We start from the raw sequence: 15195 nt of genomic DNA on the forward strand, positions 1-15195 counted from the left end.
CCGACCCGCCTCTCAGCTGCCGCTCAGCGGAGACGCCCACATGAGGTCGTGTCCGGATCTCTTCGTGAGGTGGGCCAGCAGGTGCTCTGCCGTGATGGAAGCGGTGTCTTGCGGCGCGCCGACTACGACCAGGGCGGCGATGAGCCTTGCCGATGCTGCTTCCGGCACGTCCGGGTCGGTGAGGAGGGGAAGCAGCAGCAGGAAGCGGATGGCTGTGTCCTGGATGCCTTCGGCCGAAAGGGACGGGCTGTCAGTGATCCGGATCAGTTCGCGCCATGTCAGCCCCGTGCCCGAGAAGTCTCCGTCCCAGCTGGCGATCTGCTCGACACAGCTTCTGCCTGGATGGGTGAGGAGGTAGTCGGTGCCACAGTCGCCATCCAGGTTGCGGTAGACCACCACGGCTCCGGGGCCGTTTTCTGCCGGCACCCTGAACGCTGGCCAGCGTTCGGAATCGAAGAGGACCTCGGACAGGGCATCGACATCGGCGCCGTCCTCACCGAACCACTCCGGAACCGGCCGCTCAGCACACCCACCGTTGCTGCACATTGCCAGAAGGTAGTTCGACCAGAAGCCCGGGCGGGCCAGCAGTGACTCGCCCGCCACCAACGGGCCGACGTCGTATCCCTTGATCAGCACCCCTCGATCCTGTCACCAGCCACCGACACGGCCCGATCCGAAATCGGCAAGGAGGCACTGCCCAGTTACGGGACAGCCCTTAGCCATAATCTCCTGGGCATCGACACATTTCGTGGCAGGCTGGGGGGCATGGCACCCCTCGATGATCAAGAACTGAGCACCGCGATTCAGGATGCCGACTCGCCGGCATGGTCTGTCCGCGGGGCGGCTGGGCGGCAGCTCGCGGGTTCGGACAAGATCGAGGAAGTGGCGGACGTCATCCACCGTCTTCTCCTGGACGCCCAGGACACCTGGGTCATCCAGGAAACAGCCGAGGCATTGCTCGAACGCAAAGACACCATCGGCCTGCGCTATGTCCTGCTGGCCTACAGCCAGGCGGGCAACTACGACGCGGTGGACCATCTCGGTGCTGCCCTGGACTGCAACCCCGAATGGATGACGACCGAAGGTGCGGACCGGCTGATCAAGCAGTACCGAGAGCTGGCAACGGACCCCGACGCCGGGGTCCGCAGCGAAGCCCGACAGATCCTGGCGAAGCTGCGGCCACGCGAGGGATGGGCGCGTGACTCAGAGGTCGACTCCTGATTCTCGGTTGATCAGGGTCGGCTGGGGCCGCGCGAAACCGGAACCCGGGGCCGCCTCAAGCAGGAACACTGACTCTCTGCATGGCCACACGGGGCCACCCGGAACCGGAAAAGTGGGGCCAGTTCAGGCTGTTAATGCCACAGGGTGTCGGTGAAGCGGTCTTCGGGTTCGGGGTAGGTGCCGGTGCCTGCGCGGCGTACGGGCCCGAGGTAGGTGGTGCGGACCTGAGCGATGACGGGCGCCCAGGCGGGCAGGGGCGTGGTGCCGGGCGGGCCGGCGGAGGCGATGACGATGCCGCCGCCGGGGGTGATGAGGCAGTCGAGGTCGGCCAGGACGCGGGGTCGGTCGAACCAGTGGAACGACTTGGCCATGACGCACAGATCGATCGGGGGCAGGCCCAGGGTGGTGATCTGGGTGGAGTCGCCGTTGACCCACTCGATGTTCGTGATGTTCCGCTCGATGGCAAGACGGGCTCCGGCGGCGAGCATGCCGGGTTCGGGGTCGATGGCGTAGAGGCGGGCGACGTGGGGTCCCAGCGGCAGGGCGGAGATCCCCGGGCCGCAGCCCAGGTCCATGGCCGTCTGGGTGCCGTCGAGGCCGAAGCGCTCGGTCAGAAGCGCGAAGAACTCGTCGGGGTACCAGGGGCGGAAGCGGGCGTAGTGCTCTGCTGCAGAGGCGAAACACATCAGGAGGCGCCCATATCGACCGCATGGGCGACTTGTGCGGGTCTTGTCGCTATCGCCCCGACCGGCGCGTTGGACCGGACGCATGTCCCTTCAGCGCCGGATACCGGGCCTTCATGGATCGTCATCGGCGCCTCCTCGGGCGCCACGCTCGCACCTCGGCTCAGGTGCGCGGACTCGATCGACTCGTCGACCTTCCAGATCTTGTTCGCCAGGAACGCGCCCGTGGCGCAGCCCCACCATGAGTGGACAAGCGAGCCGGGCAGCTCACCAGCTCCGCGATCCCGTCCGGGTGCGCCCATGCTCAAGATCAGCCAGGACCTCCCGGGCGGCGCGGGCACCGGAGGCGAGGGCCCCTTGCAGGGACCCCGTCGCCCGGTGGTCGCCGCATACATACCGGCCAGCACTCAGACGGGTCGTACGAGTCAACGGATACGGAGGGGGCATTGCCGGCAGGGCATCGGGCACAGTGATCTGATGGATGGTTTCCCAGGACTTGGTGTCCACTCCATACACCTCGGCAAGAGCCTCTCGAATTCGGTCGTCTCGTTCTGGAGAGAGCTCTCCGAGCACGGAAGTCGACACCAAGGCCCGGCCATCCGTCGCGAAACCAGGATGGACCTCGGTGAGGACGCAGGTGTTCAAGAAGCGGCGGCCAGCATCAACGACAAGGGTTGGCTCGGCCAGCGGTGAGCGTTCGGCAGCGTGGTAGATAGTGCTCACGGTACGACCGGTAGAAACGTGAAGGCCTGTCACGAGGTGAGCCGCAGCACGAGCCCCGGTTGCTACGACCACCGCCCGGGCGTGGATCTCGGCACCGTCAGCGAACTGCACCCCATCGTCAGTGAGGCGGTCGACCCTCGCTTCGGTCGACAGCACCCCGTAGGGCAGTTGGGAGGCAAGTTGGGCGGGCACGGCTTGGATGCCATCAGCGGGAAGGCAGAGAGTGCCTCGCAGGAAGGTACGCCAAACGAGGTGGAAGACACGGGATGAGGTGTCCAGTTCTTCTTCCAGGAAGACACCGGAGAGGAAAGGGCGGAAGAAGGTCTCGATCAGATCCTGAGACACCCCGGCTTCCGTAAGAGCGATGTGGGTCGTGGTGTCGGGACGGGCGCGCAGCAGGGCAGCGGGCTCCAGCATGTCGCGAGCCGACAGCGCTCCCACGGCGAGCAAGTCTCTGGGTGAGGCCGCCCGGCCGGACAGTAGATCTCCGCTGCCACGCAGATCACGGGTGGGATCGGTGTAGCGCCGCATCCCGCGCGTGGTGGACACGAGAACGGCGGGGTTAAAGCGCCGGAGCCGGAGCCGGCGCAGGTCAAGTCGATGCTTGACCTGCGGGTACGACGTGTTGAAGACCTGAAATCCGCGGTCGACCGTGAAACCCGCGACGCGATCGGTGCGCATCCGCCCTCCGGGCGCTTCGTCAGCCTCAAGGAGGCGGACGGCGAGCCCACAGGCGGCGAGGTCCGCCGCACAGGCAAGGCCAGCCGCACCAGCCCCGATGACGACGACGTCGGCGCATTCCTTACCTGCCACGACCATGGAGGAACTCCCTTTCAGGTGAGTCGCTCGTCGGGTTCAGTCACCATGACCGGTGCCGCCGCTACCGAAACCACCGCTTGAGATCCCGCGCCATTTACGCTTCTCCTCACTCGGCGGTTCGGTGTCAGGCTCACCGGAGCTCTTCAGGTTGTACGGCATCAGGCGGTGCTCACCATCGGTGTGCGGCATCTCGGAGGGCTTGCGGTACTCGGAGACCTCGCCCGGCAGCTGTCCCGTGTCGGGCCGATGTGGCTGCGACTCGGGGTCCGGGGGCGGGAGTTCCTTGTTCCTGACTCTTACACCGAACACAAAGGCACCGATGAGGACGGCGACCACGATCAGACCGCCGAGTACCTGGGCGAGTCCGGACTGCCAGACGCCGGCCGCAGTCTCCGCGGTACCAAGGATGTGGGCGTTCATGGAGGCATCCCATCTCTCTGAGCCTGTCCAGGATGGCCAGTGGCGACCCGAGAGGCGCCGGTCTCGACGCCAACACTCCTGACTTCCGTCGTCGGGTGCGAGGCGGATGCAGGCGGCTGGGTGGAGGTCGGTAGATCACGCACCGCAAATTCATTGGATGGCTCCGCCACTGGCACCCCGGACAGGCAACGTGGCCTGTACCGCGACGCAGGCGATAATCCTCCTGCCCCACCCACGGGCGACAGCAGAGAATGTCTAAGCTACAGGTACCGAGCTGTCTTCATCCTGAATAGCTGCAGGTCAGCAGCGCGTGGACGGCCTGAACGATGGTGTCGGCGTACACGTGAACGTGGCTCTGGCAAGATTTTCGTAGCCGGAGATCATCCCGGTGACAGGATCGGGACGGCCTCCAGCGGGCACTTTCAGCCGAAGGTGCCATCGTCACGGACGGAGAAGTGTTCGCAACCGTCGTGCTCAAAACGTACGCGCCCGTCGAACCGAGAGGCGGCGTGGGTGCAGGCTCCCCAGTCCAGGCCCAGATCTCCGCTCAGCGGGATCCAGAACCGGCATCCGCCGCATTGCTCGTCGAACCATTCATCCCGGTGGCCGGGGGTCCCCGTGGAGCGACTGATCTGCTGCAACCAGCGTCTGTGGACGTCGTCCCCCGCATCTTCGTTGCCGTCCGTCTGCGGCCTGCCCAACGCCATCCGTTCCCCACCCTCTCGCCGAATTGGCAAGGTCAATCTGCACGGAACCGGTGGCCAGCCGCCAGCTGATTTCTGCGAGCCGCAGGTCATCGGCCCAGTGCACCGCAGCCATCACCTGCAAAGGTGGGTCGGCAGGTTCGCGTAGCGGCGGCGGAGGTGGGCGAACCGACATCATCGAGGCCGTCGTCGGTGTCTGCACCACGGCCCGCACCGGTTTTGTGATCGTCGACGAGGTCCACAACATCTCTCTGACCACCCGCCAGGGCGCCGAGGTCTCCGACACCCTGAAGTACTTCTCTGAGCACATCCCCGCCACGTTCATCTACGCCGGCATCGACATCGAGCACAGCTCGATCCTCTCGGGCACTCGCGGCGCACAGATCGCCGGACGCCTCACCCTCATCCCCACCCGCCCCTTCCCCTACAACGACGAGTGGAAGGGCCTGGTCAAGACGATGGAGGACACCCTGCTGCTGCACCACCACAAGCCGGGAACCCTTGCCGCACTGGACCGCTACCTCCACGACCGCACCGGCGGCATGATCGGCGCCCTCTCCCACCAGATCCGCGGAGCCGCGATCGACGCCATCCTCACCGGCACCGAGAAGATCACCCAAGTCGAACTCGAAGCCATCCCCTGGACGTCACCGCCAGCACCCAGGCTCCCCAGTTCAGAAGAGCCACCCGGTGAACCCACCGGCGCAAGGACTGGACCGTCCGGTCGTGGTACTGCCGATCCAGGTCTTCCCCCGCCCCTGCGAAGGCGCCGAGACCTTCGTCGCACGCCCCGCGCAGGCCAACTACCTCAAGCCCTTCTACCTGCGCGTCTACCTCTGCGACCGTCCCATGACGGCCGGCGCCCTCAGCTGGCCCCGACTCGCCGCCGCGACCGGACGAGACCCCGTCGAACTCCAGGACGTCCTCGAACGCACACCACCAACACCGCCCGACCTCCTGCTCTGCCAGTACTGCAGCCGCCCACCCAGACCGAACGTCGAGGCCGGCCCGGCTCCCTGGTGGTGCTCGGCCCGATGCCGACGCAGAGACGACCTCCTGAAGAGCGCGCCCTCCAGCAGCGGCATCCTCCCGGACCAGAAACAGGTCCTGCCCTGCCCCGGTTGCGGAGCCCAGTTCATCCGGCCCGCGATCAGCCCCCGCAGCGCTTGCTCACCTCGCTGCCACGGCAGGAACGTCCGCGCGCAACAGGCTGAGCTGGCCCTCTATGAGAACCCTGACGCAGTCGAGGACGAATCCGCTTGAGTCGGGCGATTATGCCTTCTCCCGGACGAGTCCGGGTGTCTCGGGGCCTTCACGTGGTCCAGCAAGGCTCTCAGTCCTCGCCGACCTGCAAGAGCGCGATAACGAATCCGGCTCCCCGGCCGGCGACTACGCCGTCGAAGGTGTGCCTGGTGACCGGATTCCATGCGCGTCCGCTCTCCCAGAGACCGTCGATGTTGGAGAACCACTCCGACCCCGGGCCTAAAATCGAGATCGCCTTCGTCGCAGCCCGTCTTGCGTGGGCGACGTCGCGCCGCGGATGCCCCGGGAACACCAGGCTGTCGGTGGAAAGGTTGACCATCAACTCGGCTGCGGTGTCACGCGTGACCGGACGAAGGGCCGCCTCGATCTCCTTGAGAGCCGTTGGTCCAGTGGCGCCCACTACCGCCTCATGAGCCCAGTCAGCTTCGGCGGTCTTCGCGAGCTCGTGGACATGGTGCGCAAGATCAGCTCCCGAACTCCAGCACCAGCGCGAGTACACACTCTCCCCGCTGGCCAGGGAAAGGAGGAGCACTTCGAGGAGATCTGCATCATCCATGGCTGCATCCTCGCAGGAGCCGTTTGAGCCTGAAGACGTCGGCCTACCTGCGCGGAGTCCTCCGAAACTGTCCACGGACAGAGAGACAGGGCAAGTCAAACTCACCTGACAAACGATCAAGATCACTTGTCAGAGGTCACTTACGTCCTGGCCGGGCCCGGCCGTCCGGAGGACGATGGAGTCGTGGGCGAGCACGACGAGGGCCAGGACCCCGCGCCGAACCGGCGCGCCCGCCGCTGACCGCGGACCGCGCCCGGGAGATGACGGCCGGGTTGCGCGAGGCGATGGACGACGTTCGGCACTCCGTGGCTGTGCTCGCCGCCCGGGTCCGCGATGCGCACGCCGCCCGCGTCTAGCTCCTCCTGGGACACAGCAGCTGGGACTCCTACTGCCGGGCGGAATCCGACCCCACCCGCGCCCAGGCGTACCGGCTCCTCGACGTTGCCCGCGCGCTCGCTGATCATCACCAGCAACCGGGCGCCCAGCGATTGGTATCCGCTCTTCCCTAACCCCGTCGTCGCCGAGTCACTGCTGGACCGGGTGATCAACACCAGCCACCAGGTGATCATGAACGGCCCCAGTTACCGGCCGAACAAGCGTCCCAAGAACCCCGACGACAAGCCCCCGGCCACCTAGCGATCCAGCTCGGAAACGTTCCACTCCCGGGGCAGGCCCTCGCCGCAGAAGACGCAGACGAAGTCCTCCTCCCGCACGAGGTTGAGCTCCCGGCAGAAGCCGCAGCGGCGGAAGGCCACCTCGTGCGTGAAGCTGGACGGACGCGCGATCCCGATCCGGTCCAGGGCCTCGGCCACGGCCGGCCATGAGATGACGTCCGGGCAGTAGCCGGTCGACTGGTTACTGACCTCCTCGACCACCCACCGCTCGGACTCCTCACGGAAGCTCATCTCACCGGCGCTCAGGACCTCTTCGCCGCCGGCACACACCACGTGCTCGCTGCGGCGCGGAGCCAGTCGCAGCACCCCGCCGGCATCGACGACGAACGTGAACGGCTCGGCCAACTCATCCGGGGTCAGTGCGGAGGCCCACTCGACGAAGTCCGCCGACGATCGCATGCTCCGACCCTCACCACCCGCCCGGACGAGCTCCTTCAACTCAACCGGACCCACATACCGATACACCCGCCCCTGCGTCGTCACGCTCACCAACGTAGCCCCTCACACAGCCAGGACCTGGAGAATTACGTGACCACAGCCCTTGGGGAATTACGTGACCGTCCACAAGAGGGGGGCACACCCGTGTCCCACCAGCCCCAGCTGCCCAGCCGGCCCAAGACAATCCGCGCGATCCGAGCCCGGCTTGGCCCCTGGCGCACCCTTCAACGCTGCTGGAACGCCTGGTCAGTTGACTGCACTAGCTCAGGCCACGGCTCGACTCCGTGACCTTGGTTCAAGAGCATGCGGGGGTGTATGAAGCTCCTTCGATTCATCGAGATCTGATTGACGGCCGGGTACGGATGCCCCGGATGGGGGGCGGTGGTAGAAGGCGAGTCGCCTTCGTTGCCGTGGCGGGTGGTGGATGCTGCTGGTCGGGAGATCGAGCCGGTCAGCAGTTACCTTCGGGACCGGATGCTGGGCGATGTCAGCCCGCTGACATGTCGCAGCTACGGCTTTGACCTGCTGCGCTGGTACCGAGTGCTCTGGGCACTGGATGTGGGCTGGGAGCAGGCCACCGAGGCGGAGACCGCCGCGTTGGTGGGCTGGCTCCGTTCGGCTCGCAACCCGCAACCCGCAACCCGCAACCCGCAACTCGCAACTCGCAACTCGCAACCCGCAACCCGCAGCGCCAGCGCCGGGCAGGTGGCCACCGGGCCGGGACGGTGAACCCGAAGACTGGCAAGACGACGCTTCGGGCCGGGTACGCGCCGGCGACCATCGCTCACAACCTTTCGGCAGTTCATGGGTTCTACGTCTTTCACCTGCACTTCGGCCGGGGTCCGGTGGTGAACCCGGTGCCTGAGAACAGGGCACGCCGTGCTGCGCTCGCGCACCTGTCGCCGATCGAGGCTCGCGCCGCATACCGGCGCGGTCGGCTGCGGCCGAAGGTGCCTGCCCGGCAACCGCGGGCACTGCCCGATCACCAGTGGGACGAACTGTTCACGCAGATGAAGTGCGCACGGGACCGGCATTGCTGTCCTGCTACGTCTCGTCTGGCGCCCGAGCCTCCGAACTACTCGGGGTTGAACTCGGAGACGTCGACTGGACCAAGGGCCAGCTGTGGGTGATCTCCAAAGGCAGCCGGGCCCGACAACCGGTTCCGGTATCGCCCGAGGCCCTCGCCCACCTCGCCGCCTACCTGGAGGAGGCCGGGCTCCTACCCGACGGCATGCCACTCTGGCGCACCCGCCGCGGCCAGCCGAGACCGCTGACCTACTGGGCGGCCCGCCGCATCATCCAGCGCGCGGACGAAGCGATCGGGGCGAACTGGACGCTGCACGACCTGCGGCACACCGCCGCGACCCGACTCGCCCGCGACCCGGAGCTGACGCTGGTGGAGGCGCAGACGATCCTGCGACATGCCCATATCAGCCCCACGGCCCTTTACACCGTGGTCGGACTGGACGACCTGGTGGACAAGCTCGCAGAGCACTACGCACGGCCGGTCCAGCCGGCCACGTGGCCGCAGCGATACGAGGCGAGCGACATCGAGGCGGTGTTCGGTGCCGGGCGCTAAAGTCGGCGACAGCCTGCGGCTTCAAGGCCCGACGACCAACCGGGTCCGCCGCCATGAGAGCGCCGAAGGCCGGGTGTCGACCGGAAACTTCGAACCTAATGCCATCATTCCCGCCCCTCCGCCACGGCCAATTCGGCCGCCTCGCTCCCTTGGTGACTTCGCGACGGCCTCGGTGGAGGAGATCACCGAAGTGGTCGTCGGGCACTTCCTGCCTGCCGGGTCCAAGACGTGGCGAGCACGTCAGGAAATGCAGGAGTTCCTCGGCCACCTGGCCGGATTTCCCGGAGATACCTGGCAGGAGCGCTGGGAAGCAACCGGTCACGACGCGGGCATTCCCGTCGGCCGGGTCGCTGGGGACGACCGTGCCCCGAGTCGCCGACTGAGCGCGGCGGCGGGCCGTTGCTTCGCCATGCGGTTGATCCGCCCCACGCTGCTGGGCCTGCGCTCCAACACCTTGACCCGCTACACCCCGTGGTTCCGCAGCATCGCGAATGATCCGTGGCTGAAGGAGTTCTGCGAGCGGGTCGATCAGATGCCCGTCGGCTCTGCCCGCCGTGGCCGGGCGAAGTCCGACGTCTGCTATGCGCTGACGGTCTTCGGGATCGACCTGGACGGGCTCACGCCCGAGGCCCTGCTGCACTACGCCGTCGAATACCGGACCCATGCTCTGGCCGGGGAAGACGCCGAGGCGGGCACCTTCTCCGGCACGCTGGCCTGGCCGGTGCTGCACGAAATGGGGCAGTTCCCGCGCTCCGCTCCGCGAACTCTGCGGGCTGCTGTCACCCGGGGGCAGTTGTCGATCGAGGAAGCCGTAGACCGCCATCAGCTGCGCAACCGCGAGGTGCGAGACCTGTTGGTGGAGTACGTACGCCGCCGCTCCGCCGAGCTGGACTACTCGACCCTGCGGCACCTGATCACCCGGCTAGTCAAGACGTTCTGGAAGGTGATCGAGGAGGTCAATCCCGAGCAGGCCGACCTGCGGCTGTCGGGGGAGACCTTCACACAGTGGAAGGAGAAGCTGCTCGTCCTGCCCGGCGGCAAGCCACGCCTGGACATGGACGGCCCGCTGCTGGCGGTCCGGTCCCTCTACCTCGACCTGCACACCTGGTCCGTTGCCGAGCCCGAGCTATGGGCGAAATGGGTCGCGCCCTGCCTGGTCCGGGACGCCGACCTGCGCCACTTCCAGCTGCGTCGACGCCGCCTGAACGAACGGGTCGCCGACCGCACGCGAGTCCGTCAGCCGCTGCTGCCGATCCTCTCCCAGCACGTCAACGACACCTGGCACCAGCGCAGAGAACTGCTCAAGGCCGCAGAGCGTGAACCCCGGCGAAGAGTTCGTACACGACGGCACCACGTGGCTGCGGGTGTCCTGCAACGAGCGTCACAACCGGCCCCCGGTCCGTGTGGTCAACCGCACCACCGGCGACCTCGTACGCGTCTCCCAGGACGAGAACGCCGCGTTCTGGCAGTGGGCCGTCGTGGAGACACTCCGGCTGGCCGGCCTGCGCGCCGAGGAACTCACCGAACTGAGCCACCTCAGCGTCAGGCAGTACCAGCGTCCCAACGGCGAGGTCGTCGCGCTCCTCGTCATCAGCCCGTCCAAGAGCGACCGCGAACGTGTCATCCCCATGTCGGCCGAGCTGTTCCACGTCATCGCCCAGGTCATCCGCCGCCACCGCGAGGAACACGGCACCGTCCCGGTCTGCGCCCGATACGACCTGCACGAGAAGGTGTGGAGCGAGGAGCTGACCTACCTCTTCCAAACCGTCCACAGCGGCAGCCAACGCGGCATGTCCAGCACGACGGTGTGGCGCATCGTCCGACGTGCGTGCAATGAGCTGGCGGCCACACATCCGGAGTTCGCCAACGTCCACTTCGCGCCCCACGACTTCCGACGGCTGTTCGCGACCGAGCTGGTGAACAACGGCCTGCCCATTCACATCGGCGCCGCCCTGCTCGGGCACCTCGACATCCGCACCACTCGTGGTTACGTCGCGGTCTTCGACGAGGACGTCATCAGCCACTACCACCAGTTCCTTGCCCGGCGCCGAGCAGCACGGCCGACGGAGGAGTACCGAGAGCCCACCCGCGACGAGTGGGAGGACTTCCAGGAGCACTTCGACAAGCGCCGCGTGGAACTCGGCTCCTGCGGTCGCCCCTACGGCACCCCGTGCGCTCACGAACACGCCTGCATCCGCTGCCCGATGCTCAGCATCAACCCGAAGATGCTGTCTCGCCTCAACGAGCTGGAGGAGGACCTCCTCGCCCGCCGCAAACGAGCTGTCGAAGAGGACTGGCGAGGCGAGATCGAAGGGCTCGATCTGACGCTCACCTTCTTGCGGAGCAAGCGCGAGCAGGCCCGCCGCTTCCAGCGCAGCGATCCTGTCTCCCTCGGAATGCCTGCGATCCCCCATCAGAAACCCCAGGCCACAGACAGGTAAGCAGCACTGCGAACACCAGGAACGTGGCCTGGGTCAGAATCAGGGGCATGGATGTTCCCAAGCTGCTGGAAGCCGCTTCCCTGCTCGTTCCCGAGGAGAGCGCCACCGAGAACGACATCACGGTGGCCGACGTCTGGGACTACCTCACCCACGACGAGTGGGAGGTGGCCCTTGACCTGCTGGAGGAACTCGGAGACGTCCAACCGCTTCCACTCAGATTCTGGGAAACCCTGGCCACCGCTGCCGAACAGATGCGGTTGGAGACGAGTGCGGCCTGGTGCCACTGGCGCTGCTACGAAACCCGCAATGGCATCATCCGGGCCGACCTCACCCTCCGCCCGGCCGCCGAGGCTCGACGGCAGACGCCCATTTCTGGTGCCGGCGTCCTGCGACCGATGTGGAACATCGGAAACCGAACCCCGAGTGGCGAACCGGCCCTCAACATCGCCATGCTCTGGGTTGAGTACACGCCCTTCCTCGAACCTGGCGGGCGAGCCTCGGTGCGACTCGCGCCCCTTGACCCTCAGCAGTGGCAGCACCTTGAGCCCGGCCAAGTGATCACCATGCACGAGGACCGATCCGTGGCCGGGACGGCAGTCGTCCTGGAGGTTCAGGGACCCTGCGGCCACGCCCACGGCATAGAGTCGAACGATCAGTAACGACTGCGGGAGGGGAACATGGCGGAGCGGAGTTGGCAGCTCAGACAGGGTGAGCGGCTGGTGGGAACCTTGGTCCTCGAAAGCGGTGACATGTTCTGGTCCGACTGTCGCTTCGAACCCGGCCCAGCCTGGGAAGGGCTTGCTCCCCTGTTCGCCGCTTCCCGTGATGCCTGGCGCCGTGGTGACGAGGATGCGGCCTTGGCCGCAGACGAGACGATCTACGCCCAAGACCTTGCCCTCGTTCCAGACAGCGGCGCAGCCCCGATCACGGAGTTCCTGATTCGGATCGAGGGAGAAGTCGCCAGATTCCGTCACTGATCCGACGCGGTCACGCTCCTTCGGACTTCTCACGCCCGCTGACTTTGTGCACGAGATGGGTTCTGGCACAGCTTCCGTGCAGTGGCCACGGTGAGTGACAGCTGAGCGTTTCCGGATGGTACGCGAAGTCGCCCGAAAATGGACGGTGGTCAGTGGCGCTGGGCTGACAGTCCAGGCCGTGGAAGACGTTGTACTCAGGTTGAAGGAGCTGTTGTTCCCGGCGATCGCGGATATTGCTGTGCTGTCGGTGGACGTGGATATCGAGAAGGTGCGCCTTGATGCGGAGTGCACCACGGCCGGCGCTGTCTGTCCGGGATGCGGAGTCTGCTCGACCCGGGTTCACAGCTCCTACCTACGGTTTCTCTCTGATGTCCCGACCGCCGGACGAAGGGTCGTACTCCAGCTGCGGGTCCGGCGGTTCCGATGCTGGAACACCAAGTGCCCACGTCAGACGTTCGTAGAGCAGATATCCGCCCTCACCCGCAGGCATGGTCAGCGCACCGAGCGACTGCGTTCCACACTGACCGCAGTCGGCCTCGCCCTGGCCGGCCGGGCCGGCGCCCGCCTGGCTGCCGTGCTCAACGTGTCCATCAGCCGGAGCACAGTCCTGCGCCTGGTCGAGGCGCTGCCCGAACCGGAGGTGCCGACGCCGCGGGTGGTCGGCGTCGACGAGTACGCCACCCGCAAGGGCCGCCACTACGGCACTGTCCTGGTGGACGTCGAAACCCGCCGGCCGATTGATCTCCTGCCTGATCGAGAGGCATCGAGCCTGGCCACCTGGCTCGCCCAGCGGAGCAATGCTCAGAACCTGTGGATCAGCGCCGGGAGGAACGCGGAGGACGTACCTTCCCGATGATCCTTTGACGGTCTCCGAGTAGGCCCGCGTTGCAGCGCGGGTCGGGAAGGCACGCCCGTGCTCAGCGTAGTGACCGACGGCGGCTCCACCCAGTCCGGCTCCCTGATCGACGAGATCGTCCGGGAGGGCGCCCGGCGGATGCTGGCCGCCGCGCTGGAGGCGGAAGTCAAACCAGTACATAGCTGAGTTGGCGGCCGAGACTGATTCGGCCGGCAGACGTCTCGTGGTCCGCAACGGCCACCATCAGCCCAGGACGGTGGTTACGGCCGCTGGCCCGGTTGAGGTCACCGCGCCGCGGGTCAACGACCGACGCGTCGACGAGGCCACCGGCGAGCGCAAGCGGTTCTCCTCGAAGATCCTGGCCCCGTGGTGCCGCAAGTCCCCGAAGATCTCCGAGGTCCTGCCTTTGCTCTACCTGCACGGGCTATCCTCCGGTGACTTCGTGCCCGCGCTGGAGCAGTTCCTCGGCGGCACCGCCGGCCTGTCACCCGCCACGGTCACCCGGCTGACCAAGCAGTGGAGCGACGACCACGCCGCCTTCCAGAGTCGGGGCTTGTCCGACCGCGACTTCGTGTACGTCTGGGCTGACGGGGTCCATCCGAAAGTCCGGCTCGGCCAGGCCCATTCGTGCGTGTTGGCCCTGCTCGGCGTCCGTCTGGACGGGAGCAAGGAGCTGATCGCCCTGTCCGAGGGCCTACGGGAGTCCACCGAGTCGTGGGCCGACCTGCCGCGAGACTGCCGCCGCCGCGGCATGCGCGACCCCGAGCTGGTCATCGGCGACGGCGCCATGGACCTGTGGCGGGCGCTCGCCGAGGTGTTCCCGGCCGCGCGGCCGCAGAGGTGCTGGGTTCACAAATCCCGCAACGTCACCAACTGCCTGCCGAAGTCCGCGCAGTCCGGCGCGACGAAGGCGATGCAGGAGATTTACAACGCCGAAGGCCGTCACCACGCCGAGAAGGCGATCGAGGCGTTCGCGAAGACCTACGGCGCCAAGTTCCCCAAGGCCGTCGCGAAGATCACCGACGATGCTGAGGAGCTGCTGGCGTTCTACGACTTCCCGGCCGAGCACTGGATTCACCTGCGGACCACCAACCCCATCGAGTCCACGTTCTCCACGGTCAAGCTCCGCACCAAGGTCACCCGCGGAGCGGGCAGCCCGGCAGCCGCGCTCGCGATGGTGTTCAAGCTGGTCGAGTCCGCTCAGGCCCGATGGCGCGCGATCACCGGCGCCCACCTGGTTCCACTCGTCCGCTCAGGCGCCAGGTTCACCAACGGCGTCTTGGTCGAACGCGAGGAAACCGCCGCCTGAGTCCAGAGCGCTGTTCGTCTCATGCGAACGAGTGGCTGTCTCATCAAACTCGGTCGAGAAGAGCGCACCGCATGCACGAAGATCTACGGATGGATCACCTGCTGGTAGGCCACTGGAGCAGCCTCCCCTTCTCCTATGGCGTCATGGAAGCATCTGAGCTCGCGTTCCTCGGTGACGGACGGGGCTGGAGCACCTGGTTCAACGTCGAAGGACTGTGCGTCACACGCTTCACCTGGCGGTGCCCGGAATCGGGAGTCTTGGAACTGAGTGCGCTGTGGATGGTCCAGGGAACCCTTAGCCGAGAGCCTGGACCCCTGGCCTTCTCCTCGGTGGAACCGGCCGAGCGACTCGACGAGGTCACGCGGTATCGCTACGTCGTCGGCCCCGCCGTCCCGATGCCCGGTGCCGAGCCGTTGACCGCGGTGAGCTTCGAGGAGCCAGTGGAGTTCTGCCACCAGTACGCCCGGGGCTCGGCGCAGATCCGGCCCGAGGAAGACCCCACCCACCTCGTTCTGCCCTATCAGTAGCCAGC

The 15195-nt window shown here is 66.7% G+C and carries 16 protein-coding genes and 3 pseudogenes; 12 read left to right on the forward strand and 7 right to left on the reverse strand.

From position 1 onward, the window contains the following. Positions 1-12: 12 nt before the first annotated feature. Positions 13-636, reverse strand: a complete 624-nt coding sequence (locus ACH4TP_RS31470; protein ID WP_398439815.1) for a hypothetical protein — start codon at positions 634-636, stop codon at positions 13-15. 129 nt (positions 637-765) lie between these two features. Here ACH4TP_RS31470 and ACH4TP_RS31475 point away from each other — a divergent pair, with 129 nt between their 5' ends. Beyond that, complete coding sequence (locus ACH4TP_RS31475; RefSeq protein WP_398439816.1) at positions 766-1221, forward strand: hypothetical protein; 456 nt, start codon at positions 766-768, stop codon at positions 1219-1221. A 131-nt stretch (positions 1222-1352) separates the two neighbouring features. Here ACH4TP_RS31475 and ACH4TP_RS31480 read toward each other — a convergent pair whose 3' ends face one another. From ACH4TP_RS31480 to ACH4TP_RS31495, 4 genes are all read right to left on the reverse strand, one after another. Further along, entirely contained in the window at positions 1353-1907 is a 555-nt protein-coding gene (locus ACH4TP_RS31480; RefSeq protein WP_398439817.1) for a class I SAM-dependent methyltransferase, read from the reverse strand. Between the two features lie 264 nt (positions 1908-2171). Further along, entirely contained in the window at positions 2172-3446 is a 1275-nt protein-coding gene (locus ACH4TP_RS31485) for an FAD-dependent oxidoreductase (RefSeq protein WP_398439818.1), read from the reverse strand. A 36-nt stretch (positions 3447-3482) separates the two neighbouring features. Further along, on the reverse strand, positions 3483-3866 hold the full coding sequence (locus ACH4TP_RS31490) for a DUF6479 family protein (RefSeq protein WP_398180603.1): 384 nt from the start codon (positions 3864-3866) through the stop codon (positions 3483-3485). Between the two features lie 422 nt (positions 3867-4288). After that, the gene (locus ACH4TP_RS31495; protein ID WP_398439819.1) at positions 4289-4663 is read right to left on the reverse strand and encodes a DUF3027 domain-containing protein; all 375 of its coding nucleotides are present in this window, start codon (positions 4661-4663) and stop codon (positions 4289-4291) included. A 74-nt stretch (positions 4664-4737) separates the two neighbouring features. Between ACH4TP_RS31495 and ACH4TP_RS31500 the strand changes: the two are divergent. Both ACH4TP_RS31500 and ACH4TP_RS31505 read left to right on the forward strand, forming a co-directional pair. After that, positions 4738-5208: pseudogene (locus ACH4TP_RS31500) on the forward strand (ATP/GTP-binding protein); the annotation flags it as partial. 88 nt (positions 5209-5296) lie between these two features. Further along, the gene (locus tag ACH4TP_RS31505; RefSeq protein WP_398439915.1) at positions 5297-5833 is read left to right on the forward strand and encodes a hypothetical protein; all 537 of its coding nucleotides are present in this window, start codon (positions 5297-5299) and stop codon (positions 5831-5833) included. A 70-nt stretch (positions 5834-5903) separates the two neighbouring features. Here the strand turns inward: ACH4TP_RS31505 and ACH4TP_RS31510 are convergent, their stop codons facing one another. Further along, complete coding sequence (locus ACH4TP_RS31510) at positions 5904-6389, reverse strand: hypothetical protein (protein ID WP_398439820.1); 486 nt, start codon at positions 6387-6389, stop codon at positions 5904-5906. 333 nt (positions 6390-6722) lie between these two features. On the opposite strand from ACH4TP_RS31510, the pseudogene ACH4TP_RS31515 reads away from it, so the two are divergent. Beyond that, a pseudogene (locus ACH4TP_RS31515) lies at positions 6723-6929 on the forward strand (hypothetical protein); the annotation flags it as partial. 92 nt (positions 6930-7021) lie between these two features. Here the strand turns inward: ACH4TP_RS31515 and ACH4TP_RS31520 are convergent. Next, on the reverse strand, positions 7022-7546 hold the full coding sequence (locus ACH4TP_RS31520; protein WP_398439821.1) for a hypothetical protein: 525 nt from the start codon (positions 7544-7546) through the stop codon (positions 7022-7024). 336 nt (positions 7547-7882) lie between these two features. Here ACH4TP_RS31520 and ACH4TP_RS31525 point away from each other — a divergent pair, with 336 nt between their 5' ends. The 8 genes and pseudogenes from ACH4TP_RS31525 to ACH4TP_RS31560 all read left to right on the forward strand — a co-directional run bounded on the left by ACH4TP_RS31525 (position 7883) and on the right by ACH4TP_RS31560 (position 15190). Next, a complete protein-coding gene (locus ACH4TP_RS31525; RefSeq protein ID WP_398439822.1) occupies positions 7883-8230 on the forward strand; it encodes a hypothetical protein in 348 nt (115 codons plus the stop codon). Between the two features lie 286 nt (positions 8231-8516). Continuing rightward, positions 8517-9080 (forward strand): tyrosine-type recombinase/integrase, encoded by a 564-nt coding sequence (locus ACH4TP_RS31530; protein ID WP_398439823.1) that lies wholly within the window; start codon positions 8517-8519, stop codon positions 9078-9080. Positions 9081-10396: 1316 nt separating this feature from the next. Next, on the forward strand, positions 10397-11521 hold the full coding sequence (locus ACH4TP_RS31535) for a tyrosine-type recombinase/integrase (protein WP_398439824.1): 1125 nt from the start codon (positions 10397-10399) through the stop codon (positions 11519-11521). A 47-nt stretch (positions 11522-11568) separates the two neighbouring features. Next, positions 11569-12180, forward strand: a complete 612-nt coding sequence (locus ACH4TP_RS31540) for a hypothetical protein (RefSeq protein ID WP_398439825.1) — start codon at positions 11569-11571, stop codon at positions 12178-12180. Positions 12181-12198: 18 nt separating this feature from the next. Further along, the gene (locus tag ACH4TP_RS31545; RefSeq protein ID WP_398439826.1) at positions 12199-12498 is read left to right on the forward strand and encodes a hypothetical protein; all 300 of its coding nucleotides are present in this window, start codon (positions 12199-12201) and stop codon (positions 12496-12498) included. A gap of 178 nt (positions 12499-12676) precedes the next feature. Further along, a complete protein-coding gene (locus tag ACH4TP_RS31550; RefSeq protein WP_398439827.1) occupies positions 12677-13354 on the forward strand; it encodes a transposase family protein in 678 nt (225 codons plus the stop codon). A gap of 57 nt (positions 13355-13411) precedes the next feature. Then, positions 13412-14663 (forward strand): annotated as a pseudogene (locus tag ACH4TP_RS31555) (IS256 family transposase). An 89-nt stretch (positions 14664-14752) separates the two neighbouring features. Further along, complete coding sequence (locus tag ACH4TP_RS31560; RefSeq protein ID WP_398180631.1) at positions 14753-15190, forward strand: hypothetical protein; 438 nt, start codon at positions 14753-14755, stop codon at positions 15188-15190. Positions 15191-15195 lie beyond the last annotated feature (5 nt).

The sequence above is a fragment of the Streptomyces sp. NPDC021012 genome (genome assembly GCF_044333355.1).
GTDB lineage: Bacteria > Actinomycetota > Actinomycetes > Streptomycetales > Streptomycetaceae > Streptomyces.